The sequence below is a fragment of the Streptomyces sp. NPDC001770 genome, assembly GCF_053596135.1.
In genome coordinates this window covers 1-23,765 of the sequence record NZ_JBSFFN010000020.1, presented here as the reverse complement: position 1 = coordinate 23,765, position 23,765 = coordinate 1, and the positions used below count along the sequence as shown (strand labels likewise).

Here is a 23,765-nt window from a genome sequence, read left to right as displayed (position 1 = left end):
TCTTCCGTCCGAATCGTCCGGATGCGGCATCGAGGAACACGCGAGCCCGGCACGATCCGGACGGAAGCACCTCGGCGAGCCGGGACGGCGCGGACCGGCCCAGCGGCACCGGCCGATGGCCGAGGTCGGCCCCGGCCGCCGGTTGGCGGAAGCGGCCGCGGTGCGTGCCGGGCCGTCCACGTCGTCGCGGCGGGTCAGAGGGTCGCGGCGCGCAGCAGGATCAGGGCGGCGGAGGCCACGGTGAGGACGGCCGCCGGAAGCGCACCCTTGTGGTCGCCGGCACGCAGGTGGAAGGCGACGGCCCCGGCGAAGTAGAGAGTCAGGCCGCCGGCGGCGGCGATTCCGACGGGTGCCCACCAGAGTCCCGCGACCGCACCGGCCGCACCCGCGACCTGGGCGGCGATCAGGAGCGCCATCATGCGCTGCGGCACTCCGAGAGTGGACATCTGCTCCATGATGTGGCGCGTGCGCAGAGACTTGGCACCGGCCGATGTCAGAAGTACTGCCGCCATGACGGCGGTTGTGACGGTAAGGGAGATGAACACGGGAGACCCCGATCATGCGGGAGGCGGATGGGAGGCGTGCGCACCTCACCGACGATAGGCAGCCGTCAGGTACCTCCAGGTAACCTTCAGGACGTGAGCCTGCGCCCCGGAAACATCTTCCTCGCCGACTGCCCCGCTCTCCTCGCGATGGAGATCATCGCGAGCAAATGGTCCATGGTCACGCTCTTCGCGCTGACCGACGGCCCCTTGCGCCACGGCGAGTTGGTCGAGCTGAGCGGTGGAATCTCGCGCAAGGTACTGACCCAGACGCTTCGCCGCCTCCAGGCGAACGGACTCGTCGAACGCCACGCGTACGCGGAGGCGCCGCCGCGCGTGGAATACAGCCTGACCGATCTCGGGCGGACCCTGGAGGAGCCCATCAGAATGCTCACCGCATGGGCGCGGGAGAACGGCGAGGCGGTCGTCACCCATCGGGAAGCGGGCGAGGTCACGAAGTAGGGGCTGCGGTCCGCGTCCTCGGGCGCGGGGTGGCCCACCTGACCCGGTTCGGGATGGTGTCCGGGAACGGCCGTCCGTACGCGCTCATGAGCCGAATCACCTGCGCGTGCACGGCGTCGCCTTCGACTTCGACGACGAGGGCAACGCGTTCACGCGTACGGAAGATGGTGCCCGGCGCGACCCGTGCGCGAAGGACGACCCAGCCGTCCTCGGAGCCGCCCCAGAGGGAGTGGTACGCAGCAGCCGCCTCCGCCGTCCGAACCCTCTCAGTCCCGGATCATCGCGATCAGCCGCCCGTGCGTCTCCACGTCGGCGGCCACCACGAGTCCCCGGGACGCCGGGCCGAGCGGGGCGCCGTCGAGGCCGGTGACCACGCAGGCGGCGGCCCGGCAGAGGGCGATACCGGCGGCGAAGTGGACACTCCCGGTCAGGTCGCCGCCGTCGGTGACGTACGCGGCACGCCTGCCCGCCGCGACCCAGGCCACCGCCAGCGTCGAGGACACCACCCGGGGCCGGAACCAACGGCCGAAATCGGGGTGGGCCAGCAGGTCCACCGCCCGGAATCCGGGCGCGCTCGGGAACGGCGGGTCGAGGTTGACGTCCACCAGCCGGGTCGCCGACGAGGGCTCCAGCCGGGTGTCGGCGCCGTCGCGCCGCACCCAGGCGCTCCGGCCGTCGGTCTGGAACAGCTCTTCGCCGAACGGGTCCGCCACCGCCGCCACGCAGCCGGGCGACGGAGTCCCTTCGCGCGAAGCCCGGCCGTCCGGAGTCCCACCGCCCGAACTTCCGCCCCGCAGCGCGATGTTGACAGCCACCACCGGCGTCCCGGCCGCGTAGTTGAGCGTGCCGCACAGCGGGTCCACCAGCCACAGGCGTGGGGCGACGGCCGCGCCCTGCTGCCCGCTCTCCTCACCGAGTACCGCGTCGTCGGGACGGGCGGCCCGGATCACGTCGAGGATCGCGCGTTCCGCTTCCAGGTCGGCGGCGGTCGCGAAGTCCCCACCGCCCTTGTCGACACGGGCGAGGCGGCGGCCGTACAGGGCGCGCACCACCCGTGCGCCGGCCTCCGCCCCGGCTGCGGCGATCTCGGCGTCCTCGGATGCTGCGTACGGGTCGGTCATGCCGGGCAGGTTAGCGGGGCGTGCCCGGTGCCGGGCATGGTATGCCGTCACCGTCCCGTCGTGCGATACCGGCGGGCCGGTGCCCCCGGTGTCACTCCCCCTCGTCCGCCATGGACGGATCGATGTAGTCCTTGTCCATCCACTGCGCCCGGTCCTGCCAGTAGATGTACTCGGGCCGGGCCTTGACGCTGCTCGTACGGAACGGCTCGCCGTGGTCGTCCACGCGCAGGGTGCCGCTCCGGTCCCCGCTGGTCCAGTCGACCTCCAGGTACCAGGACACGTCGTGCCCCTCCACGTGGGCGTCGAGGTCGAGGACCTGGACGTCGGTGGAGCTCGTACGGAAGGGGAAGTCCTGCGCGGGGACGACGGCGTCCCCCTGCTTCCCGGCGACGGGCCTCGTCCGCGGCTGACTGTCGTCGAGGTCGATGTCGAAGCTCTGCGGGGTGATGGCGCTGCCGCAGCCTTCGGCCATGGAGAAGGAGTTCCAGGGGAGCGGTGCCTTCCGCGCGACGACCCGCACGTGGAGGCCGCTCACCACCACCGCCTCGGACGAGGAGCCCTGGAGCGTCAGTTCCAGCAGCTGCGAGCCGCCGTCCACCCCGCCCAGCGCCTTCGCCCAGGCCCGGTCGGCCTGCGGAGGCGGCACGTCGTTCGGGCTTTCGTCCAGGAGGACATGCTGCCCGCAGGGCGAATCCCAGTTGTACGAGGTGATGGTGGCGCGCAGCGGAACCCCGCCCGGCGACACCGCTCCCGCACCCTTCTTCGCCGGGTCCGCAGTGGCGGTCGGCCCGGCGGCGGACACGGACGGCGACGCCGACGCGGACGCGGACGCGGAGACGCTCGCCGAGGGCTTGGCGGACGGCTTGTGGGACGGGCTCGGCGAGGCGTTCCGTACGGCGGTCGCGGCACCGGCCCCGACCACGTCGGTGTTCCGGCCGTCGTCGGAGCCGCCCGCGACGTTACGGGCGATGAGCACGGACGGCACGCTGAGGGCGATCACCACGGCGGCGGCCAACAGGACCCGCGTGCGCCGGGAACGCGGACGGCCGGGGCCACCGGGGCCACTCGTCCTCGTCTGGCGTCCCGTCACCAGCGGCTCCTCGGCGCCCGGTGCGGCCGGGGACGAGGGGGGTACGGCATCCGGGGCCGCAGTCGCAGCCGCAGCCGCAGCCGCGTCAGGCTTCCCGCCCCGCACCGGTGCCGCCTCCGCTTCCGCCTCGGCCTCCGCACCCGATTCCGCAACCGGTTCCGCTTCCCCGTCCACGACGGATTCCGCTTCCCCGTCCACGACGGATTCCGCTTCCGCGTCGGCCGGCCGGGCCCAGGAGGGGACGGCGACAGCGGGGGCGGCGGATACCGGCGGCGGGGCCGCCTGTTCCTTCCGCGCTCCGCCCTGCTTCTTCGCCTGGTCCGCCAGAATCCACTGCCGGTGCAGCTCGACCATCTCGTCCGGCGTCGCACGGCACAGCCTCGCGATCCGCTCGACCGGCGCGAACTCATGTGGAACGGCGTCGCCATTGCAGTAGCGGTGCACCGTGGACGTACTCATGTGCAGCCGCTTGGCCAGCGCCCCGTAACTCAGGCCGGACCGCTCCTTCAGCGCGACCAGCGCTGCGGCGAAGTCCTGGAATTCCGTGCCCACGCGACCGTTCCCCCCTCGTTCCCGTCCCGGAAGAGCGTTCCAGGGACCTCACATATCCGCAGGTCAGCGGCTGTTCCAGCGTTCCGGCGTCCCATGTCGGCCCTGATCCATTGCCGCTGGGACGAGGAGCCGGACAGCATGTGGTCATGCCGGGTCGCCGACCGCGAACGGCACGTACCCACCCACCTCACACACGGAATCGTCATGTCCGAATCCGGCCTCGCGGCCGTCGTCGGAACCGTGGCCCCAGGGGTGTCGATCGCCGCCTCCGCGGCGGTCCTCCCACACCTGTGGCACTGACGACCACGTCATTGTCCAGCACACCGGTTCACCTTCGGGACGCCCAAGCGGCGCGCCCCGTTCCGCCCAAGACATTCCCGGAAAGGGAAACATCACCATGCGTCAGCTCCGCACCCGCCGCATCACCCGTACCTCCGTATTCGGTGTCGCCGCCCTGATCGGCGCCCTCTCCCTGACGGCCTGCAGCGAGGAGGACCGGGCCACGATCGACCGGGCCATCGCCTCGTCCCCGGCGGTCGCCGACGGCGGCGCAGCCCTGCCGGACCCGGCCGGTGCCGCCGCCGCGAAGGACGGCACCACCGCCACCCAGGCGAACACCTCGACCTCCACGGGCTCCACGGGCTCCACGGGTTCCTCCGGCTCCTCCGGCTCTTCGGGTTCGAAGTCCTCGGGTTCCACTTCCGGCTCGGGCAAGTCCTCCGCTTCGGGCACCTCGGGCTCCGGCAGCTCATCCGCCGGCTCCACCGGCACCTCCTCGGGCGACGACGCACCCAACCACCCGAGCTGCGACGGCACGAACAGCAAGGTGAAGGGCAGCATCCTGAGCCGCCCGATCAACCACGTCCTGCTGACGGTGACGAACACCGGATCGACGGCCTGCAACGCGGTCGGCTACCCGGGCATCGGCTACGAGGGCGCCCAGGCCGTCATGGCGTACGACGAGAGCAGCGTGCCGCAGGCCGTCATCGCCCTGGAGCCCGGCCAGTCCGCGTACGCCTCCGTCCGCACCTCGGCCGCCGACGGCAGCGGTGAGGGCGGCTTCAACGTGAAGGCGCTGCGGGTCTCCTTCCAGGACAACCAGGGCGGCTTCAACGACGGCCAGGTGACCGTCCCCCTCGCCAAGGCGGTCTGGATCGACAGCTCGGCCCAGGTCACTTACTGGCAGTCCGACTTCGAGACCGCCACCTCGTTCTGACCCGCCCTGACGTGCTCTCCCGCACCTGACCCCCTTTTCCGTACGTGACCCCGAAACGGCGGGTGCCGGGCGCGAGCCGGCACCCGCCGGGCCGTATCCGGCCCCGCACAGGGGGCAAGGCGTCACCGAAGAGGCGCACCGTCCGAGAACTCGCACCAGACGATCTTCCCGGGCCTCCGCACCGCCGCCCCCCAGCGGTCGGCGAGGGCGTTGACGATGATCAGCCCGCGGCCGGACTCCGCGCCCGGATCGGCCTCGGCCGGGCATGCCCGGCCGGACACCGGGACCGAGTCCCGTCCGTCACCGCTGTCGTGGAACTCGATCCGCAGACCGGCCGTCGCACCCAGCCTCTCGATCCGTACGAGATATCCCCGCCCGGCCGGAACCCCGTGCAGCACCGCGTTGGTCGCCAACTCGCTCGCGCACAGAACGACATCGTCAACACGCTCACCGAGCCCCCACTCCTGAGCGGCCCGCTGGACGAACTCCCGTACGGCGGAAACCGAGTTCCGGCGCCGCCAGAAGAAGAGTTCACGGACGGCGACAGTGGGCTCGGGGCGCATGGGGAGGACGGGATGCGCCAGGTGAGGGGTGGTCCTCTTTGTTTCATTCACCGACCAAGAGTCACCCTCAGTCACTAGTCTGTTGCAGTGCGCGCACCCGTACAGATCTTTTGTACGGGTCGCGCGCGCGTGAAGTACGGACCCGGATGGGGAGGGGCAGGCCATGTATTCCAGGAAGCCGCAGCGCAGGAACGCCTCGGCCATGAAACTCGTCGGCAAGCTGGTGGCCCTGTTCCGCGTCGCGGCCGGTCTCACTCAGACCCAGCTGGCCGCGGCAGCAGGCGTACAGATCGAAACGATCGCCTCGATCGAGCAGGGCCGGCGCTCGCTCCTTCCTGACTTGGCCGATCGCTTGGACGAACTGCTGCCCAGTAACGGTGCGTTGGCCACTGCGGTGGAGAACTTGCCGGAAGTGGACCTGATCCCTGCATGGGCCGAGCGGTACATGGACCTGGAAAGCGAAGCCCTGGCACTGTCATGGTTCGAGAACCAGGTACTACCGGGGTTGCTCCAGACCGAGGAATACGCGCGTGCAGTGTTCCGCAGCAAGGTCCCGGCCCTCAGTGCGGCAGAGATCGAGAAGCAGGTTGGCACGCGCATCGGGCGACAGGACATCCTGCGACGCGATACCCCTCCCACCTTGAGCTTCGTCATCTCGGAAGCAGTGATCAGGGATCGTCTGGGCGGAGACGCCACATACTTCTCGACCCTTCGCCACCTGCGCGAATGCGCGGAGCTGTCGGGAGTCACCTTGCAGGTGATGCCACTGGGGCGGACCGACCACGCGGCGCTCGACGGTCCGTTCATCCTGCTGGAAACCCCCGACTTCCAGCATCTCGGATACACCGAAACGCAACGGGGTAGCCAGCTCGTGGCCGATGCGAACGAGGTCAGCATCCTCACCCAGAAATATGCGATGCTGCGAACGCAGGCTCTCAACGCAGAAGAGTCGAAGTGCCTGCTGGACCGGCTGCTAGGAGAGCAATGAGCACCGCATACATGTGGTTCAAGTCCAGCTACAGCGGCAGCGAAGGCGGCGCCTGCGTCGAAGTGGCCTTCGCCTGGCAGAAGTCCAGCTACAGCAACGAAGAAGGCGGTGCGTGCGTCGAGATTGCCGCCCACCCTGCCGCCATCCACATCCGCGACTCCAAGAACCCCGAGGGCCCCGTCCTCACCGTCTCCACCGACACTTGGAGCATTTTCGCCGCCTACGCGGCCACCGCTTAGGCAGAAAGCCACACGGCCCGCGCTGGGTCCGCCCGATAGCCACCGACGGCAACTCGGCGGCGTCCTGTATCTGCATCCGATAGCGCGAACTTCCCTGACACGTAGCCCTGCTTCACCCCGGCCCGCACTGGCCCATCCCTAGCCGCCTCAGGTTCCCCGGGCGGGAAGAACTCCGCGCCGTGGGCGTGCCGGACGCCTGGTCAAGGACCGCGACCGACGTCCGCTCAGGCGACGAGCAGCCGCAGCCCCAGATCCACCGCGTCGAGGTCCGCGAGGTCGCCGTTGCGCTCGGCCCACCGGCCTGAACGGAGGTCGCTGCCGAGGCTGCGTACCGCCCGCTGCTCGGCCTCCGGCCCGACCCTCGTCCATACCGACATCGCCCGGCGCACGTGTTCTTCCAGGTACGCGCCCGGTCGGCGCCAGTACGCCTCGAACAGGCCGTCGGCGCAGTCCCACGGGACGGGCACCGGCTCGACGCGGGCGCGGATCGCGTCGGCCATTCCCGCGAGCGAGGGGAATCCAGCGAGGACGCCGGCGAACTCGGGCAGGTAGTCGCGGGTGAGCCAGAACCGGTCCTGCCACCCGGGTTCGTCGGTGTCGAAGGTGAGGACCACCACGTGGCGGGCCACGCGCCGCATCTCGCGCAGCCCAGCGATCGCGTCCCCCCAGTGGTGCACGGTGGAGACGGCCATCGCGACGTCGAAGGAGCGATCCTCGAACGGCAGGTTCTCCGCGGTTGCGGCCAGGCACGGTGCCGAGCCCGCGGGCCGCTGCCCCCGCATGACCGCCGACGGCTCCACCGCGGTCACCTCGCGGTCGGTGGGCTCGTAGGAGCCGGTACCGGCCCCGACGTTCAGCACCGTCCGCGCGTCCCCGAGCGCGTCCCAGATCTGCGTGGCGAACCGCGGCTCGGTACGCCGTGTCGCGGGGTAGGCGCCGCCGATCGCGTCGTACAACCGCGCCCCGAGCATTCCCAGTTGCTCCTCCGGTGTCACCAGCAGTCCCTTCGCCCGTGTACCGAGTTCCCTGTCGATGGCCGCCACCATGGCATCGGCGCGATCACGCCGTTGCAGCAGCAGGCCGCGCAGCCGGCGCAGGTGCGCGACCGCGTCGGTGGACGCGTCGCCGACCAGCTCCGCCACCTCCCGCAGGCCGAAGCCCAGCCGCCGGTAGGCCAGCACCTCCCGGAGCCGCTCCACGTCGCCGGCGGAGTAGGCCCGGTACCCGGCAGGGGTCCGCCCCGACGGACGTACGAGCCCGATAGCGTCGTAGTGATGCAGCGTGCGGACGCTCACGCCGGCCAGCGCGGCCACCCGTCCCACGGTCCAGTGATCCTCCACGGCACCGACTATGCGGCCTGACGTCACGTGAGGGTCAAGGACGCCACCAAGCGGTGTCCGGCGAACCCGCGCCCCCTGACAGGGGCTTGACCCATGTGCCGCTCCCGGTCTCAGATTGCGGACGACACCCGTTCCGGCCACTTCACGCCGTCGTGAGCTCAGCCGCCGCTCCCGCTCCCCTCCGCGCCCTCCACGTCGTACCGCAGCATCACCACGCCGTTGCCGAAGCGCCGGGTCTCCGCGAGGCTCAGGTTCGTGCGGGCGTCGGTGCCGGTGTCCGTGTCGGTGTCCGTGTCGGTGTCGGTGTCGGTGTCGGTGTCGGTGTCGGTGTCGCGGAAGAGCCTGGTGCCGCGCCCGATCAGGACCGGGTGGACGTAGATCCGGTACTCGTCGATGAGCCCGTGCCGCCGGAACGCGTCCGCCAGCATCGGCCCGCCGACCACCAGGTCCCCGCCCGGTTCCGCCTTCAGCGCGCGGATCGCCTCGGGATCGACCTCGCGCTCGATCGTGGAGCCCCATCCGGCCTCGGTGAGGGTGCGGGAGTAGACGTACTTCGGCATGTCCCGCCAGATCCCGGCGAATTCGGCCACCGCCCCGGCGTTCGCGGGATCGGCGTCCGCCGTGGGCCAGAACTCGGCCATCAGCTCGTACGTCACCCGCCCGTGGATGAACGCGCCCATCGTCCGCAGGGTGTCGTTCATGTGCTGGTGCAGTTCCTCGTCGACGAGGCTCCAGCCGATGTCGTGCCCCGGCCCCTCGAAGAACCCGTCGAGGGAGACGGAGATATGCAGGATGATCTTGCGCATCGGAGTCCTCGCTGAGCGGGTGGGGTACGCGGCACGGTGCCCCGTACCGGGGGTGGGTGGCCCGAGACCTTACGCGCGCGCGGCCGCCCGCCCCGTGACCCCCACCCCGCCCGGCATGTCGCCCCGCGCCCTCCGCCGCCTACCAGGCGCGGCCTTCCGGGAGGCCGGCCAGGCCGGGAGAGGAGAGGTGCAGGACCTCGTAGCGCTCGGTGGCGTCCTCGTCCGGTGCCGCGTCCTGCGCCCACAACACGAAACGCGCCAACTGCCAGGCTTGCGGGTCGAAGGCGAGAGCGGCGGTGTGCACCCCTTCGCGGCAGGTGAGCGCCCGGAGCTCCTCGGCCTCCCGCTCGATCAGCTCGGCCAGGCCGAGGCCGTCGGCCCGGAGGCCGGGGTCGGCGGGGATCGGGGTCAGCCGGCGCGAGGCGGCCCGGGCGGTCGCCTCGCGGGCGGGACCGGCGTGGCAGGCGATGCCGGTCCAGTGGTGCGCTGCGGGGCGCCCGAAGTCGCGGACGATGTTCTGGAACCCGCCCCCGCCGACGAGGAACCGGGCCATCGCGCCCGTGTCGTTCCACAGGTAGAAGGGCGCGTACGCGTTGACCGGCGAGCCGTTCACCCCTCGCTCGCGGATCACGAAGGCCTTCAGGCCGAGTCCGGCACGGTCGTCCATGGTGGGGCCGCCCACGGCCACCCGTTTCCGGATGATCTCCATGTCGTAGTCGGCGGGCAGAGCGATCTCGTACTGCTGGGCGTACATGATGGTGCTGCCTCTCTCGGTAAGGGGTGTCCCGGCGCCGTCCGTCGGCGCTTTCGCCACCTGTCGGTGGTCTCCCGGCGCTTGTCGGCGCTACCTCTCGGTGGTCTCCTCGGCTTCGGCCGCGTTCGCGGTGTGCGCGGCCAGCAGCCCCAGCACTCCGGCGATCGCCTGGTCGAACGGCTCCACGGAGTCGGCGGCGCGGGCCAGCACATAGCCGCCCTGCAGCACCGCCACGATCGTCGCCGCGGTGGCCCGCGGGTCCAGCGCCGCACTCAGCTCACCGCTCGCCCGGCCCTCGGCCACGATCTCGGCGAGGCGGCCTCGCAGCCGTCCGAGGGTCTCCTCGACGGGCGCCCGCAGCACGGGGTCGGCCATCAGGTCCGGGTCCTGGGTGAGCCCCCCGATCGGGCAGCCCTTGAGCACCTCCCGCTCGCGCAGCAGATACGAGGTGATCCGCTCGACTGCCGTACCAGGAGCGGAGAACTGCGCTTCGGCCTTGGCGCGCATCTCCTCGGCGGTGCGAAGGATCGCGGCGAGCGCCAGATCGGACTTACCCGTGAAGTGGTGGTACATACTGCCCTGCCCGGCCCCGGCCCGCTGCAGGATGGCCTTGGGGCTGGTGGCGGCGTATCCGCGCTCCCACAGCAGTTCCCGGGTGCTCTCGATGAGGCGATCCGCAGTGCTCATGACCCTGGAGTGTACATACCAGTAGGTACAGAATTCACGACGGCAGGCACGGCCCGCCGGTCCGGTTCAGGCACCGAGCGAGGAGAGCGCCCGTCGGGTGACGTCGGCCGGGGCGGCGGCGATGACTCCGTCGAGCGCCGCCATGGAGGCCCGCAGGTCGGTGATGGCCCGCGCGATCCGGTCGCGTTCCCGGTGGAGGCCGGCGACCAGGTCCGAGCAGATGGGGACGAGCCCTTCGCCCTCGTCCCGCAGACACGGCAGGACCGTACGGATCGTCGAGGTGTTCAGGCCTGCGGCAAGGAGGCTACGGATGCGGCGGACGACGGCGCCGTCCTCGTCGACGTACTCACCCGTTGCCCGACGAACGCGGCGGAGAGGCCGCGCGAGCGCACCGCCCTGCCCCGCGAGCGCACCGCCCTGCCCCGCGAGCGCACCGCCCTGCCCCGCGAGCGCACCGCGATGTCCCGTGAGCGCGCCGCCCTGCGCTGCTCCGCGCCTCGCGCACACCCCATCGCGCCTCGAACGCGCCTCGAACTCGCCCCGCCCCACCGCGATTCGCGGCGATCCCGCCCGGGAAGCCTCTCCTGACATCCGCACACCCACCCCACCGCGCCCTTGTGAGGTTGCCGTCGCATGACCGTGATCGTCGGGCTCGTCCACAAGAACCGTGTCCACCTCGGCGGCGACTCGGCAGGGGTCGCCGGGCTCTCGATCACCGTGCGCCGGGACCTCAAGGTGTTCCGCAACGGCCCCTACGTCATGGGGTTCACCTCGTCGTTCCGCATGGGACAACTTCTGCGGTACGCGTTCGAGGTGCCGCATCCGAGCGGCGACCTGGACCGGTTCATGGTCACCAAGTTCATCGACGCCCTGCGCTCCTGCCTCAAGGACGGCGGCTGGGCGCGCAAGGAGTCGGAGCAGGAGCAGGCCGGTACGTTCCTCGTCGGCATAGCCGGACGGCTCTACACCATCCACTCGGACTACCAGGTCGGCGAGCCCTCGGACCAGTACGCGGCGGTCGGCTGCGGAGACGACATCGCCCTCGGCGCGCTCCACGCCACCGCCTCGCTCGACCTGAGTCCGCGCCAACGGATCACCGCCGCGCTCGAAGCGGCGGCCCATCACAGTGCGGGCGTCGTCGGCCCGTTCACGTACGCGACGACGCCGAAAGCCGACTGAACAGGGCACGCGAGTCGGGGCCTGTCGTTTGGAGCGGGCCGGCTCGGGGAGCGGGCCGGCTCGGGGAGCGGGCCGGCTCGGGGAGCGGGCTCCGAACGAGGGGCCCTCGCCCGTTCCCCCTCCGCCCGTTCACCCCTCCCGCCCGTTCACCCCTCCGCAGCGGCTTCCTCCGCAGCGGCTCCCCCCAAAGGCGCCGCTTCCCCGGCCTCGTCGGCCGGCCCGCCCGCCTCCGCCGCTACGCCCGTCCTGGACCGGGCGGGCGGGAGGTTGATGTCGGCCGTGCGCAGGGCCCGTTGGAGCGGGCTCCGGCCCGGGGGGAGCTCCAGATCGATGTCCGCGATGAGCAGCCGGCCGTCGGCGAGACGCGAAGTCTTCGTCCGCTTGCCCCGGTTGGGCCGGCTGCCCGGGCTGCTCTGGCTGCTCTCACGCTTCTGGGTGCCCTGCTGGGCCGGTCCGGACCGCTGCGGCCGTGCGGACCTCTCGGGTCGCTTCGACTGCTCGGGGCGCTCGGGTTGTTCGGGTTGTTTCGGTTGAGGGGCCATGTCTCCTCTTCGGCGGCGAGGGCTCCACGGATGCCCCGAAGAGAAATTCTCGCGCGAACCTGGCTTGGAGAAAGGCGTGTTCGAGCACTTCAGGCCGTTCTGGGCCCCCTTGCCAGTAGCGCTGCCAACGGCGCCGCCGGGGCGTTGTCAGTGGCTCCCCCTAGTGTCTGCGGCATGGCGACGCTCCCGAACCCCCTTCCGTCCCTTGCCTCCCACGGGCTGGATCTTCCGTCCGGTTCCCTCGTGGACACCACGGTCGACGGCCCCTGGCACGAACCCCTGTTCTGGTACGGGACCACGGCAGCGGCACCGGGCGCCTTCGCGGACCTGCGCGCCACCGGACGGCCGGTCGGACTGCTGCCCGTGCTGATCGACGAGGGCCCGCGCCGGGAGCCGCCGAGCGCCTGGTCCCTCGATCCTGCGAGCGTCTCGTACCCGGGGGACCATGACGCCGAGGAGGTGCTTCTCGACTTCTGGGAGCCCTCGGCCGCCCACTCGATCGCCGACGAACTCGGCCACGGAGCAGGCGGGTCGGGCGGCGGGTCGGACGGCGCCCCCGGCAGCGCGCCCGAGTGGCCAGGCCTCGCGCCCTCCCCGGCCACCGCCGGGCCCGACGAACCGGACCACCTGGCCGCCGACCTGGCCGACCTGCTCAGCAGCGCCCTCCTGGACGATTCCGGCACCGGTCTGCGTCCGGCGCTCGTACCCGCCCGGCGCAGCGCCGACATCCCCGCCGTCATCGGCTGGACGGGTCCGGTCAACCACGAGAGCGATGTCGCCCGCCTCTGCGCGGTGCTCCGCTCCTGGGAGGACCGGTTCGGCATACGGGTCGTGGTGCTGGGCTTCGACACCCTGACGGTGTCGGTCGGACGCCCGCCGACCACCCTCGCGGAGGCCAGGGCGCTCGCCGTCGAGCACTACGCCTTCTGCCCGGACACCATCGACCAGAACCCGCCGTACGACCTCGACGCGTACGCCGAGAAGTCCGTACTGAACCGCGAGAGCTGGAGCTTCTGGTGGGACTGACCGCCCTGCCCGACCACCCCGGCCCGGCCGCCGGCCCCACTGCCCGTCCGGCCGCCGGCCCCACTCCCGCCCTGGCCGGCCGGTACCTGTCCTGACCGGCAGGACAGGCCACCCCGAACGCGCGGTCCGGCTTCCACGAGGGGAGAAGCCGGGCCGCGCCGCACCCGTACGCCCCGTCGCACCTCCGGGCCGCACGGCTCGTGGCCGGGTGGCCCGCACGGTGGCGGGATGCGTGGATGCGTGGAACCTCGCGTCGGGGGAAACGCATATCCCATGAACCGGACGGAAAAGCTGATCACGGAGTACGGGACGCTGCCCCAGGAGAGCGACCGCAGGCGCGAAATCGTCTACGACCTCGGCCGCATGCTCTCCACCGAGCCGGACCACCCGGGCATCCTGTCCTTCCTCATCGAGGTCGTCGCCGACTACGAGGCGTTCGACCTCGCACGCCTGGAGGCGACGAAGGCGCTGCGGCTCTGGCCCCCGTCGGACCCGGAGACCTGGCGTCTCGCGGGCGCGGTCCTGGTGTCCGCCGTCGAGCAACCGGACGAGGACCTGGTCCGGCAGTACGCGGTGATGGCACTGGGCTCGTACGCCGACGACTCCGTCGTCCACGCCGCCCTGGCCGCCGCCGTGCTGGGCGACACCGACCCGCTCGTACGCGACAACGCCCTGGCGGCCCTCAGCGAGGCGGGGCCGAGCGAGGGCCGGGCCGAGGTGCTCCGCCGGCTCTCCGAGGACGCCCACCTCGGCCACGAGGCCGCCCGCATCCTCACGGGGTGGGAGCAGCGGGCGGCCGACTGAGGGCAGCCCCGTCCGGCCCGGCCTCCGCCCCGTCCGCGCCGCGGAAACGTCCGGCACCCCCAGGCCCGTCCAAGGCCCCGCAGGCCTGTCCGGCACCCCCAGGGCTCCCCGGCACGGCCCACGGGTGTCACCCGCCGACGGGGGCGGCGCCGGTCGCGGCGACGGACAGGTCCCACAGCCGTGCGGCGGCGTCCGGATCGACGGCGTACGCGCGGACCCCGCCGGCGTCCATGGCGTCGTCCGGGCCCGATACGTGCGCGATCTCGCAGTCTTCGAGGTAGACCCCGCCACGGCCGTCGAGGAGCGGGGACGTCGCGGCCCACAGGCCGGTGGCGGCACCCTGGGACGCGGTCTTGAATCCTTCACCGACGACGTTCCCCCGGTCGTCCACCCACCCCAGGGCGATCTGTTCCTGGAGCGTCATCTCCCGCTGGAGCCCCGTGATGATCTTGCCGGGATGGAGGACGAACGCCCGGACGCCGTCCTCGCGTCCGAGGGCGTCGAGGTGCACGGCGAACAGGGCGTTGGCGGTCTTGGACTGGCCGTACGCCAGCCACTTGTCGTAGCCGGTGCGGAAGTGCGGGTCCTGCCAGCGGAAGCCGGTCAGGGTGTGCCCGGCGGAACTGTTGAGGACGACCCGCGCACCACCGGCCCCGGCCAGGAGCGGGTAGAGCTCGCAGGCGAGGGTGAAGTGCCCGAAGTGGTTGGCGGCCAACTGGTACTCCCAGCCGGGCCCGACACGCCGCTCGGGGGTGGCCATGACACCGGCCACCGCCATGAGGAGGTCGAGCCGAGCGACGGAGGCGGTGATCCGCGCGGCGGCCTCCCGCACGCTGTCGAGGTCGGCCAGGTCCATGGGGACGACCTCGACACCCTTCACGTCGACGAGGGCGGCCTCGGCGACTTCGGGGCGGCGGGCGGGCACGATCACCCGGGCTCCGGCGGCCGTCAGGGCGTGGGTGGTCGCCAGGCCGAGCCCGGAGTAGCCCCCGGTCACGACGGCGGTCTTCCCGGAGAGGTCGGTCCCGGCCATGACGTCCTCGGCGGTGCTGGCGGCGGAGAAGGGCGAGCCGAGCGGCTGCTGTTCGCTGATGGTCATGCGAAGGACGCTACGAGCTGGAGCGCGGTCTAGGTCAACTCCGCCGACAGCCGCGAGCAGACCATCCGCCAACAACCGCGGACGGCGATTAGGTTGAAGGGCATGACGACTACCAGGACCCGCCAAGTGCCGCTGAGCATCGGCGAGGTGGCCGAGCGGACCGGCCTGAGCGTGCACACCCTGCGCCTGTACGAGCGTGAGGGCCTGCTGGTCGGACCGGTGGGACGGGACGCGGCCGGCCGGCGCCGCTACACCGCGGCGGACGTGGAATGGCTGATGGTCTGCGTGAAACTGCGGGAGTCGGGGATGCCGCTCGCCGAACTCAGGCGGTTCGCCGAGCTCGTACGGAACGGGCCGGGCAACGAGGCCGACCGGCTCCAGCTCCTCGATGCCCACCAGAAGCGCGTCGAAGCACAGATCCGGGCCCTGGAGGAGTGCCACTCCGTCATCGTCTGGAAGATCGGCGTCTACTCCGAGCACCTCGACCGCGGTGAGGGCGACGAGCTCTGGGCCCCGGGGGACTGAGCGCCGGGCGCCCGGCCGGACCGTCGTACGGCGCGACGGCCGCGAGCCGCTCGGTCTCATCAGCCCGATGCCGACCGAGCGCGGCGCCCCACGCGCGGTGCTCCCGTGCCCCTCGCAGCCGGATGGTCAGGGAGCCCTCCGAGGTGCCGTCGTGGGCCGCTCGAAGCCGGCGCCTGCTCGCCCGGCCGGTTCTGGCAGGTCGCTCTACGGGTTCTCCGGCGGGCGCAGCATCACGGCTGCGGCGGCAGCCGTGGCGATCAGGCCGACGGCGGCGATGACCAGCACGGTGGTGAAGCCCTGGTCATAGACCTGTCGTGCCGTGCGCAGCAGTTCCCGCGCGGTTTCGGACGGGAGGCCGGCGGCGACATTCTCGGCGCTGGAGAACGATTCACCGGCCGCTGCCCGCTGGGCCGGATCGAGATCTGGCAGTGAGGGAAGACTGGTCCGGTAGACGACGCCGAGGACGCTGCCCAGGACGGCGACACCGAGGCCGGCGCCGAGTTCGAAGGAGGTCTCCTGGATCGCCGCCGCCTCCCCCGAACGCTCCGGCTGGGCGGCGCCCATGATCGAGTCGGCACCGAGTGTCATCACGATGCCGGCACCGTATCCCGCGCCGAGCAGCGGGAGGAGCAGCACACCGTAGTGGCTGGTGTCGCCGGTGGCGGCCATGGCGGAAAGGGCGGTGGCGAACAGGACGAGTGCTCCGGTGAGCGCCCACCGGTTGCCCCATCGGCTCGATACCCAGGGTGCGGTGATCGCGCCGATGGCGTTGGCGGCCGCGAGGGGCATCAGAGCCAGTCCAGCGCGCAGGGGTGTGTACTCACCCACCTGCTGCAGCCACTGGGTGAGGAAGAACAGCAGGGCGACGTAGGAGCCGAAGCAGCCGATCACGCACAGGGTGGCGGTGGTGAAGCGACGCTCGCCGAAGAGGGAGAAGTCGAGGAGCGGCTCGTCGATGCGTCGCTGGCGGCGTACGAAACGGTGGAGCAGGAAGCTCCCGACGGCGGCCGCGGTGAGAATGAGCCAGTTCACGCCCGCGTGTTCGCCGGCCTGCTTGAGCGCGTAGACCACACAGGCCAGACCGATGACGGACAGCGCCACGCTGGCCAGGTCCCAGCGGCGGGGGACGGGATTCTTCGACTCGGGAATGACTCTGACACCGACGGCCAGCAGGACGACGACGATCGGAACGTTGATCAGGAAGACCGCACCCCAGCCCCACCGCGCGGTGACCAGACCGCCGATCAGCGGGCCGATCGTCGCGCCGACGCTGTGGGCGGAAGTCCAGATCCCGATGGCGAAGGCGCGCTCACGGTCGTCGGGGAAGACGACCCTGATGATCGCCACCGTGGATGCCATGATCATGGCGGCACCGATTCCGAGTGCGGCCCGCGCCGCGATGAGCTGCGCCGTCGAGGTGGAGAAGGCCGCCGCCGCCGAGGCCAGTCCGAAGGCGGCGAACCCGCTGAGTACCATGCGGCGCCGACCGATGCGGTCGCCGAGCGTGCCGCAGGTGACGAGCAGGGCCGCGAGCGTGAGTGAGTAGACGTCGACGATCCACAGCAGCCCCGAGGGCGTGGGATTGAGTTCCCGGCTCATGCTGGGCACGGCGACGTGCAGCACGGTGAGGTCGATGCCGCACAGCAGCAGGCTTCCCGACACCACGGCCAGAACCAGCCACCGCCGTTTGGACGGGGGCTGAGAAGGCCCCGTGTTCTCCGTCTTCCCGGTGACCCGCACCGGTGACGGTGCCTGCTTCTTTGCCATACGCTCAGCTTCGGGGAGTACCAACACCCGTCACAAGTACGGTCTTTGATGTCCCCTAGGCACATTCTGTATACCAATGGAGGTCAGCAGTGCGTTCTGGCGTCGAGGACGTCCCGGAGGAATGTGCGGTCGAGTTCGCCATGGAGATGCTCGGGGGGCGTTGGAAGCTGGCCGTGCTCAAACAGCTGGTCTCGGGCACCCACCGGTTCGGTGAACTGAGGCACGCGCTGCAAGGTGTCACCGCGCGCATGCTCACCCGCCAGCTGCGGGAACTGGAGGCCGACGGCCTGGTGACACGCACCGTGTACGCCGAGGTGCCGCCGAGGGTCGAGTACGCGCTCACCGAGGTCGGGCAGAGCTTGGAGTCCATCACCGACGAACTGGACAAATGGGGCCGCTGGTACCGCGAGACGATACGCCGCGAGGCACCCTTCGGCCTTCACCCCACGGCGTGATGCGGGGCGAAGGCCGAAGGAACCGGCGGGTGCCGATCGCTACGGCCCGGCTCAGAATTCCTTGAGATTCTGCCGCAGCGTGTTGCCTGGCGTGTAAGCCGTCCGGGTCAGGCCCCGGCGCTGGAGCGCGGGGATCAGTCCGTCGGTGATGTCGGCGATCCAGCGGCGGTTCAGCCGCAGCACCGGAGTGGTCAGCATGAACCCGTCGCCGCCGACCTCCTCCATCGCCGCGCCCATCTGCTCGGCCACCTGGTCCGGCGTACCGATCAGCTCCAGCGAGGAGACGAGCCCTCCGGCACCGTCGATGACCAGTTCGCGCAGGGTCTTCCCGCTGCCCCATTGCTGCAGCTGGTCCAATGAACCTTGTTCGCCGTTGGTCTCCAGCCGGTACGGCAGTGGCTTGTCGAGGTCGAACTGCGCGAAGTCGATCTCTGTGAGCGCGGAGGTCTCGGCGAGGATGTCGTGGATGAACTGGGGCGAGGAGACCGCCCGCTCATACTTGTCGCGGGCGTCCTGTTCGGTTTCGCCGACGGTCGGCGTCACGCAGAACAGCACCTTCACGTCGTCGGGGTCGCGTCCGGCCTCTTCGGCGTGCTTGCGCACGTCGTCGCGGAACTGCTTCATGCCGGACACGCCGTTGGCGATGGCGATGACCGAGTCCGCGTTGCGGGCCGCGAACCGCCGGCCCCGGGGTGAGGCGCCGGCCTGCACGAACGCGGGCCTGTGCTGCGGGGAGGGCACGGTGTTCAACGGGCCGCGCACTTGGAAGTGTTCGCCCTTGAAGTGGATCGGCCGGACCTTGGTGTGGTCGGCGTAGACCCCCTTCTCCCGGTCGAGTACCACGGCGTCCGCGTCCCAGGAGGCGAACAGCTGCCGGACCACGTCGACGTACTCGTCGGCCGCCGAGTAACGGGCCTCCCGCGACGGCAGCTCCGCCAGCCCGAAGTTCTGGGCGGCCAGGTTCTCGGCGCTGGTGACGATGTTCCAGCCGAACCGGCCGCCGAGCATGCTGTCCATCGTCGAGGAGAGCCGCGCCGTGATGAACGGCGGGTACGCCATCGTCGACAGAGTGGCAACGATACCCAGGTGAGAGGTGGCCAGCCCCATCGCGGCGGCGAGCGGGACCGGGTCGTGCTTCGGCGCGACGATGCCTTGGCCCAGGGCCCGTTCGGAGGAGCCTCCGTAGCTCTCAGGGACCATGAGCTTGTCCTCGATGATCACGTAGTCGAAGCAGGCGCGCTCCAGGTCCTGGGCCACCTCGGTGTAGAACTTGCCGTCCCACGGGGAGCCGCCCGTGCCGAACGGGCCCTGCCAGTCGTCCGGGGTGAAGTTGCAGATGAACGAGAGATGGAACTTCTGGGTCACAGGTCTTTCCCTCCGGGACGTGCGGCGGACTGAGGCTCCGGCGTGGTGCGCCGGCGGTCTGGCTGCAACCCTGCGAACAACAGACCCTTGCCCTCGCGCACCATGGCCGTCGCCTCGTCGACGACGTGGTGCAGGAGCTTCTCGCCGAGCGCGGCGCTGGACCCCGATGTGGACGAGAGGATGCCCTGGTTGGTGGTCTTCTCCACGTCGACGGGGTGGAGGTAGACGCCGGCCCGGGGCGGCTGGTCGTGGTCGGGACGCTCGTCGGTGACGAGGTCCGGACGCAGGTGAAGCATCAGGCTGGTTTCGGTGACTCCGGCGTGCTCGGCGTGCCATCCGGGGAAGCGGGGGATCTCCGCGTCGGTGAAGGAGTCGCGCACCAGGCTCCACCAGCTGAAGGCGAAGACCTCCGTGCTGTCCAGCAAGCCCTGCCCGCGCGCCTGGTCCAGCGCTTCGAAGAGGAACGGCTCGTTCTCGTAGTGGCCGTTGACCACGATGAGACGGCTCAGGGGGAGCGTGGCCAGGGAGCTGATCGTCTCGCGCAGAAAGCGGATCAGGGTGTCTCCGGCGATGTGCACGGTGCCCGGGAAGTGCAGTCCGCCACCGCTCTGCGGCAGCGAGCGCGCGCCGATCGCCTGCGCGGGAAGGGTGAAGGCGCCCAGATCTCGCGCGATCTCGTCGGCGAATGCCTCCGCGAGCAGCAGGTCGACCGAGAGCGGGAGGTGGGGGCCGTGCTGCTCGATGGCCCCGACCGGCCAGATGACGGTACGCCCCCGTACCGCTTCGGTCACCTGACTGCTGGTCAGGTCGGTGAGCCGTTGGACGTCGGACTGCCCGCTCATCACGTCACCGCCCCCTCGGGCTCGCGGTCGGTCTGTCCCGGGGTGGCGCTCTGCGGGACGACCAGCTCTCTGGTCTCCGCCAGAATGCGGTCCAGCGTCTGGTACATGTCGGTGTGCAGCGCCGTGTAGACCTGGGCCGCGTTCGCGCCGACGTTGAGGTAGTCGGCCACGTCCTGGCCGCCGGCGACACCGCCGCAGCCCAGTACGGGTAAGTCGATGCCGCGCCGGCGCAACTGCCAGATGGCTGCCAGGACCAGGGGCTTGATGCCGGGCCCCGAGTAGCCGAAGACGCCGCCCAGTTCCAGATCACCCGTCGTGGGGGACACGGCGGCACCGGAGATGGTGTCGCTGACTGTGACGGCGTCGGCCCCGCCGGCGATGGCGGCGCGCACCCGGTCCTGCATCCCCTCCCCGATGGCCAGCTTGACCGACAGCGGCAGACTGGTGTTGTTGCGGGTTTCGGAGGTGTAGGCGTAGACCCGGTCGGGGCTGTCGTCCTCCAGACCGTCCTCCTCGTTGAGGCAGGAGATGCCGAGTTCCAGCGCCCGGCAGCCGGCCGTCTCGACGTCCTTGGCGAGGGCGGCCAGTTCGGCCGGGGAGTCGGCGTGCAGGGAGGCGATGACGGGGAGCTGGTCGTCGGCGAACGAGCGCAGCACCTGGAGCCAGTGGTTGACCGGCCTCTTGGAGTAGGTGGTGCTGTTCAGCATGCCGACGGGCAACCGTAATATCCGCTCGTCCAGCCCCTGGGGCGGGTTGGGGTGGATGGTCTTGGTGACTACTGCGCCGGCTCCTCTTTCCAAGAGTTTGCGGATGTTGCGTTCCTGGTCCGTCAGCAGTCCGGATCCGACGATCACAGGGGTGGCGATCGACAGACCCAGAATGGTCGTATCGGGCACTGGGTGACTCCGTCCAGAGGTGGAGAACGGTGAGGCACGACGAGGGTGGGGGGCTTGGGGCGGTGCCGGAACCTTCTGAGCGACGAGCGGGAAGGGGCCAGGACGTGCTAGGCGACGAGACTGGCGCCGACCGCCTCGCGCTGCCGTTCGGTCGCGGCGAGTAAGGCGTCGATGAGGAGGCCGGGCTTCTCGGCGAACTCATCGAAGTCGATCGCCTGGACGAAGCCCACCCGGTGCAGACCCTTGAGGAGGTGGCTCGCGGACTCGGCGAACGGCTGCTTGGTTATGAGGACGATGGGGCGTCCCATGGCCGTGGCCCAGCCGAGTTCGACGTGGGTGCCGTCCGTGCGCCGCAGTATCCCGTCCTCCAGCACGGGCAGGACGGGAACAAAGACGTCGCACTTCTTCATCCACCGGAAGTCACGTACGGAGACCTGCTCCGGCGTGAAAGCCGCGGTCTCGGCGCCGAACTTCTCGACGACGTGAGCCGAGAAGACGTTGCCACCGTGCTCCTTGACCGTGCCGATCGCCTTGGTGATGGCGGTCTCCAGGTCGTTGGCGAAACCGTTCCCCAGGATGGCGTGCTGGATCGGGCCGCCGACGAAGACATCGAGCCCTGCGAGAAGGCCACTCTGCGTAAGCGCCGCTGCCTTGGTGGACGCGTGTGTCATGGCGTACTGGTCCTTTTCGATGAAGGTGGACGCCCCACCGGCAGGGGCGTCTTCGATGAGAGGCGGTCGGACGACAGCCTCGTTTCCCGGCGGCGGCCACCGGACCGGCATGCGCCGGCACGGGTAGCGGCCGACGGGCTCGGTGCACGCCGGAGCGCGCCCCCTGCCCTCGACGGTGGTGTCGACACCGGCAGAGGGGTGACCGCGACCGGGGTCAGCGGAGAGCGGCGATTCGCGCGTAGCGGCCGCGGTGGTACAGCAAAGGCTCCCGAGCGGCGTCCGGAGCGTCGAGCCGACGCACCTCGCCGACCACCAGGAGGTGGTCGCCACCGTCGTACTCGGTGTGCAAAGAGCAGTCGATCCATGCGGCGGCACCGGCCAGACGAGGAGAGCCATCCGGTGACTCGGTCCATTCGACACCGGTGAACTTGTCACCGCCGGACCGGGCGAACCGCTCGCTGAGCGCAAGCTGACTCTGCGCCAGCACGTTCACGCAGAACCGCGCACGGTCCCTGATGGCGGGCCAGCTCGTCGAAGTGCGGCTGACTCCCAGGACGATGCGCGGTGGATCGAGGGAAAGCGAGGAGAACGCCTGACAGGTGAACCCCACGGGACCCTGTGGGCCCATGGCAGTGACCACCGTGACGCCGGAACAGAAGTTCCCCATGACCGAGCGGAAGGCGTCGGAGGTGACCTGGATCGGAACAGCTGTGGAGGTGCTCTCGCCTAACAAGCTCGGTCCTCTCGGCCTTGATGGCCCGCTCGGTTGCACCACGCTCACCAGCCGTCACCTACGTGACGGATCAACAGTTCGCGTCGGATGATTGATTGCGACAATAACAATATCGTTCTCGATGGAAAACATGCCATCATGTCTGCGTTATGAAAGATACAGACTGTCTTGAAATGATCGACCAACGTGTTGTGGCCGCCCTCCAGATCAACCCCCGGGCGGGCGTCGCGGAAGTGGGACGCATCCTCGGCGAACACGAACGCTCGATGGCACGACGGGTGCAGCGGCTCACCGCCGAGGGCGTCGTACACGCCACGGCGGAGTACGACCCCGCGCGGTGCGGGCTCGGCCGCACCGCGCAGGTCCACCTCAAAGTCCCCCGGGGCAGGTTGGAAGACGTCGCCGACGCATTGGCGAAGCGCGGCGACGTACTCGACCTCGCCGCCGTCAGCGGGAGGGGCGGGCACCTCTGGTGCGAAGTGCTCGCCGCCTCGCGGTCACTCCTGCACTCCCTGACCACGGAGGAGCTTCCGCGCCTCCACGACGTCGAGGCGCTCAGCACCCACATCGGCCTGCGCCACTTCAAAACCGCGGCACAGTGGCACGCCCCCGTCCTGGCCGAGGAGGAACAGGCGCGCTTGCGGGCAAGCATGGCCCACCCTCTGCCCGCAACCACGGGCCGGTACGAGCTCACCCCCACCGACGAACGCGTGGCCGCGGCTCTGATCAGCGACGCCCGCATCAGCTTGACGGACCTTGCCAGGCAGCTGGACTTCTCCACCGCCACGGCCGGCCGACGGGTAGCCGCGCTGCTGGAACGTCAGGTACTCCGCCTGCACACGATCGTGGACCCGGCCCTGGTGGGTTACCCCGTCGAGGCCCGAATCTGGCTGAAGACCCACCCCGCAGAGACGGGCACGGTGGGCGAAGCCCTCGCGGAGTGCCCCCGCGTGCGCCGCTGCGCCGCCCTGACCGGGCAGCACAACCTGGTGGCGGACGTGTGCCTCGAAGACGAGAACAGCCTGTACGACTTCCTCTCCCTCACGTTTGCGCCGTTTCCCAAGATCATGGGCATCGAGACGGAAATCGTGACTAAAAGCTATAAACGCGCGTCAATCATCAGCAACACACCGCGATAGCACCGCGGGACCGTCCCTCGTCCATGCCCTGATCACAGGAGTTTTCCCTTGGCCATGCAGCTGAATTCCACGACGACCAAGCACATCTTCGTCACCGGGGGTGTCGCCTCCTCCCTCGGCAAGGGTCTGACTGCCTCCAGCCTGGGCGCGCTCCTCAAGGCGCGGGGCCTGCGGGTCACGATGCAGAAGCTCGACCCCTATCTGAACGTCGACCCGGGGACGATGAACCCCTTCCAGCACGGTGAGGTGTTCGTCACCAACGACGGAGCCGAGACCGACCTGGACATCGGCCACTACGAGCGCTTCCTCGACGTCGACCTCGACGGCTCCGCCAACGTCACGACCGGGCAGGTCTACTCCCA

27 protein-coding genes and 1 pseudogene are annotated in these 23,765 nt (G+C 70.4%); 11 read left to right on the top strand and 17 right to left on the bottom strand.

Translation table 11 applies throughout. The annotated features are described in order from the left end of the window. Window positions 1-194: 194 nt before the first annotated feature. Window positions 195-545 (bottom strand): DoxX family protein, encoded by a 351-nt coding sequence (locus tag ACWCSV_RS19110; protein WP_451143631.1) that lies wholly within the window; start codon window positions 543-545, stop codon window positions 195-197. Between the two features lie 147 nt (window positions 546-692). On the opposite strand from ACWCSV_RS19110, the gene ACWCSV_RS19105 reads away from it, so the two are divergent. After that, on the top strand, window positions 693-1,004 hold the full coding sequence (locus ACWCSV_RS19105; protein ID WP_451143838.1) for a winged helix-turn-helix transcriptional regulator: 312 nt from the start codon (window positions 693-695) through the stop codon (window positions 1,002-1,004). 266 nt (window positions 1,005-1,270) lie between these two features. Here ACWCSV_RS19105 and ACWCSV_RS19100 read toward each other — a convergent pair whose 3' ends face one another. Next, a complete protein-coding gene (locus ACWCSV_RS19100; RefSeq protein WP_451143629.1) occupies window positions 1,271-2,125 on the bottom strand; it encodes an inositol monophosphatase family protein in 855 nt (284 codons plus the stop codon). Between the two features lie 91 nt (window positions 2,126-2,216). Then, on the bottom strand, window positions 2,217-3,767 hold the full coding sequence (locus ACWCSV_RS19095; RefSeq protein WP_451143627.1) for a helix-turn-helix domain-containing protein: 1,551 nt from the start codon (window positions 3,765-3,767) through the stop codon (window positions 2,217-2,219). Window positions 3,768-4,164: 397 nt separating this feature from the next. On the opposite strand from ACWCSV_RS19095, the gene ACWCSV_RS19090 reads away from it, so the two are divergent. Beyond that, on the top strand, window positions 4,165-4,983 hold the full coding sequence (locus ACWCSV_RS19090; protein ID WP_451143625.1) for a DUF4232 domain-containing protein: 819 nt from the start codon (window positions 4,165-4,167) through the stop codon (window positions 4,981-4,983). A gap of 122 nt (window positions 4,984-5,105) precedes the next feature. Here ACWCSV_RS19090 and ACWCSV_RS19085 read toward each other — a convergent pair whose 3' ends face one another. Continuing rightward, window positions 5,106-5,546 (bottom strand): ATP-binding protein, encoded by a 441-nt coding sequence (locus tag ACWCSV_RS19085; protein ID WP_451143623.1) that lies wholly within the window; start codon window positions 5,544-5,546, stop codon window positions 5,106-5,108. Window positions 5,547-5,709: 163 nt separating this feature from the next. Between ACWCSV_RS19085 and ACWCSV_RS19080 the strand changes: the two genes are divergently transcribed. Together ACWCSV_RS19080 and ACWCSV_RS19075 are read left to right on the top strand one after the other, a co-directional pair. Then, window positions 5,710-6,534, top strand: coding sequence for a helix-turn-helix domain-containing protein (locus ACWCSV_RS19080; RefSeq protein ID WP_451143621.1), 825 nt, complete (start codon window positions 5,710-5,712; stop codon window positions 6,532-6,534). Continuing rightward, entirely contained in the window at window positions 6,531-6,773 is a 243-nt protein-coding gene (locus tag ACWCSV_RS19075; protein WP_451143619.1) for a DUF397 domain-containing protein, read from the top strand. The genes ACWCSV_RS19080 and ACWCSV_RS19075 overlap by 4 nt, the downstream gene beginning before the upstream one ends. Before the next feature lie 224 nt (window positions 6,774-6,997). Here the strand turns inward: ACWCSV_RS19075 and ACWCSV_RS19070 are convergent, their stop codons facing one another. The 5 genes from ACWCSV_RS19070 to ACWCSV_RS19050 all read right to left on the bottom strand — a co-directional run bounded on the left by ACWCSV_RS19070 (window position 6,998) and on the right by ACWCSV_RS19050 (window position 10,867). Further along, on the bottom strand, window positions 6,998-8,095 hold the full coding sequence (locus ACWCSV_RS19070) for a MerR family transcriptional regulator (protein ID WP_451143836.1): 1,098 nt from the start codon (window positions 8,093-8,095) through the stop codon (window positions 6,998-7,000). A gap of 176 nt (window positions 8,096-8,271) precedes the next feature. Beyond that, window positions 8,272-8,919, bottom strand: coding sequence for a dihydrofolate reductase family protein (locus ACWCSV_RS19065; RefSeq protein ID WP_451143617.1), 648 nt, complete (start codon window positions 8,917-8,919; stop codon window positions 8,272-8,274). A gap of 139 nt (window positions 8,920-9,058) precedes the next feature. Beyond that, a complete protein-coding gene (locus ACWCSV_RS19060) occupies window positions 9,059-9,673 on the bottom strand; it encodes a DUF4865 family protein (RefSeq protein WP_451143615.1) in 615 nt (204 codons plus the stop codon). A gap of 90 nt (window positions 9,674-9,763) precedes the next feature. Next, window positions 9,764-10,360, bottom strand: coding sequence for a TetR/AcrR family transcriptional regulator (locus ACWCSV_RS19055; protein WP_451143613.1), 597 nt, complete (start codon window positions 10,358-10,360; stop codon window positions 9,764-9,766). Between the two features lie 66 nt (window positions 10,361-10,426). Next, the gene (locus ACWCSV_RS19050; protein WP_451143611.1) at window positions 10,427-10,867 is read right to left on the bottom strand and encodes a MerR family transcriptional regulator; all 441 of its coding nucleotides are present in this window, start codon (window positions 10,865-10,867) and stop codon (window positions 10,427-10,429) included. Between the two features lie 126 nt (window positions 10,868-10,993). On the opposite strand from ACWCSV_RS19050, the gene ACWCSV_RS19045 reads away from it, so the two are divergent. Next, entirely contained in the window at window positions 10,994-11,539 is a 546-nt protein-coding gene (locus tag ACWCSV_RS19045) for a hypothetical protein (RefSeq protein WP_451143609.1), read from the top strand. Between the two features lie 146 nt (window positions 11,540-11,685). Here ACWCSV_RS19045 and ACWCSV_RS19040 read toward each other — a convergent pair whose 3' ends face one another. After that, window positions 11,686-12,081, bottom strand: coding sequence for a hypothetical protein (locus ACWCSV_RS19040; protein WP_451143607.1), 396 nt, complete (start codon window positions 12,079-12,081; stop codon window positions 11,686-11,688). Window positions 12,082-12,255: 174 nt separating this feature from the next. Between ACWCSV_RS19040 and ACWCSV_RS19035 the strand changes: the two genes are divergently transcribed. Beyond that, entirely contained in the window at window positions 12,256-13,107 is an 852-nt protein-coding gene (locus ACWCSV_RS19035; RefSeq protein WP_451143605.1) for a DUF4253 domain-containing protein, read from the top strand. Window positions 13,108-13,380: 273 nt separating this feature from the next. Then, a complete protein-coding gene (locus ACWCSV_RS19030; protein WP_451143603.1) occupies window positions 13,381-13,911 on the top strand; it encodes a HEAT repeat domain-containing protein in 531 nt (176 codons plus the stop codon). 127 nt (window positions 13,912-14,038) lie between these two features. Here the strand turns inward: ACWCSV_RS19030 and ACWCSV_RS19025 are convergent, their stop codons facing one another. Continuing rightward, a complete protein-coding gene (locus tag ACWCSV_RS19025; protein WP_451143601.1) occupies window positions 14,039-15,010 on the bottom strand; it encodes an SDR family NAD(P)-dependent oxidoreductase in 972 nt (323 codons plus the stop codon). Window positions 15,011-15,112: 102 nt separating this feature from the next. Between ACWCSV_RS19025 and ACWCSV_RS19020 the strand changes: the two genes are divergently transcribed. Next, the gene (locus ACWCSV_RS19020; RefSeq protein WP_451143599.1) at window positions 15,113-15,535 is read left to right on the top strand and encodes a MerR family transcriptional regulator; all 423 of its coding nucleotides are present in this window, start codon (window positions 15,113-15,115) and stop codon (window positions 15,533-15,535) included. A gap of 204 nt (window positions 15,536-15,739) precedes the next feature. Here ACWCSV_RS19020 and ACWCSV_RS19015 read toward each other — a convergent pair whose 3' ends face one another. Continuing rightward, window positions 15,740-17,302, bottom strand: coding sequence for an MFS transporter (locus tag ACWCSV_RS19015; protein ID WP_451143597.1), 1,563 nt, complete (start codon window positions 17,300-17,302; stop codon window positions 15,740-15,742). An 89-nt stretch (window positions 17,303-17,391) separates the two neighbouring features. On the opposite strand from ACWCSV_RS19015, the gene ACWCSV_RS19010 reads away from it, so the two are divergent. Continuing rightward, window positions 17,392-17,757 carry a winged helix-turn-helix transcriptional regulator gene (locus tag ACWCSV_RS19010; protein ID WP_451143595.1) on the top strand — a complete coding sequence of 122 codons (366 nt, stop codon included), beginning with the start codon at window positions 17,392-17,394 and terminating at the stop codon, window positions 17,755-17,757. A gap of 51 nt (window positions 17,758-17,808) precedes the next feature. Here ACWCSV_RS19010 and ACWCSV_RS19005 read toward each other — a convergent pair whose 3' ends face one another. The 5 genes from ACWCSV_RS19005 to ACWCSV_RS18985 all read right to left on the bottom strand — a co-directional run bounded on the left by ACWCSV_RS19005 (window position 17,809) and on the right by ACWCSV_RS18985 (window position 22,264). Then, the gene (locus ACWCSV_RS19005) at window positions 17,809-19,122 is read right to left on the bottom strand and encodes an NtaA/DmoA family FMN-dependent monooxygenase (RefSeq protein ID WP_451143593.1); all 1,314 of its coding nucleotides are present in this window, start codon (window positions 19,120-19,122) and stop codon (window positions 17,809-17,811) included. After that, entirely contained in the window at window positions 19,119-19,964 is an 846-nt protein-coding gene (locus ACWCSV_RS19000) for a creatininase family protein (protein ID WP_451143591.1), read from the bottom strand. Before ACWCSV_RS19000 ends, ACWCSV_RS19005 begins: the two co-directional genes overlap by 4 nt. After that, window positions 19,964-20,860, bottom strand: coding sequence for a dihydroorotate dehydrogenase (locus ACWCSV_RS18995; RefSeq protein WP_451143589.1), 897 nt, complete (start codon window positions 20,858-20,860; stop codon window positions 19,964-19,966). The genes ACWCSV_RS19000 and ACWCSV_RS18995 overlap by 1 nt, the downstream gene beginning before the upstream one ends. A gap of 107 nt (window positions 20,861-20,967) precedes the next feature. After that, entirely contained in the window at window positions 20,968-21,531 is a 564-nt protein-coding gene (locus ACWCSV_RS18990; protein ID WP_451143587.1) for a nucleoside 2-deoxyribosyltransferase, read from the bottom strand. A 214-nt stretch (window positions 21,532-21,745) separates the two neighbouring features. Beyond that, complete coding sequence (locus ACWCSV_RS18985; RefSeq protein ID WP_451143585.1) at window positions 21,746-22,264, bottom strand: flavin reductase family protein; 519 nt, start codon at window positions 22,262-22,264, stop codon at window positions 21,746-21,748. Between the two features lie 173 nt (window positions 22,265-22,437). Between ACWCSV_RS18985 and ACWCSV_RS18980 the strand changes: the two genes are divergently transcribed. Together ACWCSV_RS18980 and ACWCSV_RS18975 are read left to right on the top strand one after the other, a co-directional pair. Then, entirely contained in the window at window positions 22,438-23,403 is a 966-nt protein-coding gene (locus tag ACWCSV_RS18980) for an Lrp/AsnC family transcriptional regulator (protein ID WP_451143583.1), read from the top strand. Window positions 23,404-23,457: 54 nt separating this feature from the next. Beyond that, a pseudogene (locus ACWCSV_RS18975) lies at window positions 23,458-23,765 on the top strand (CTP synthase); the annotation flags it as partial.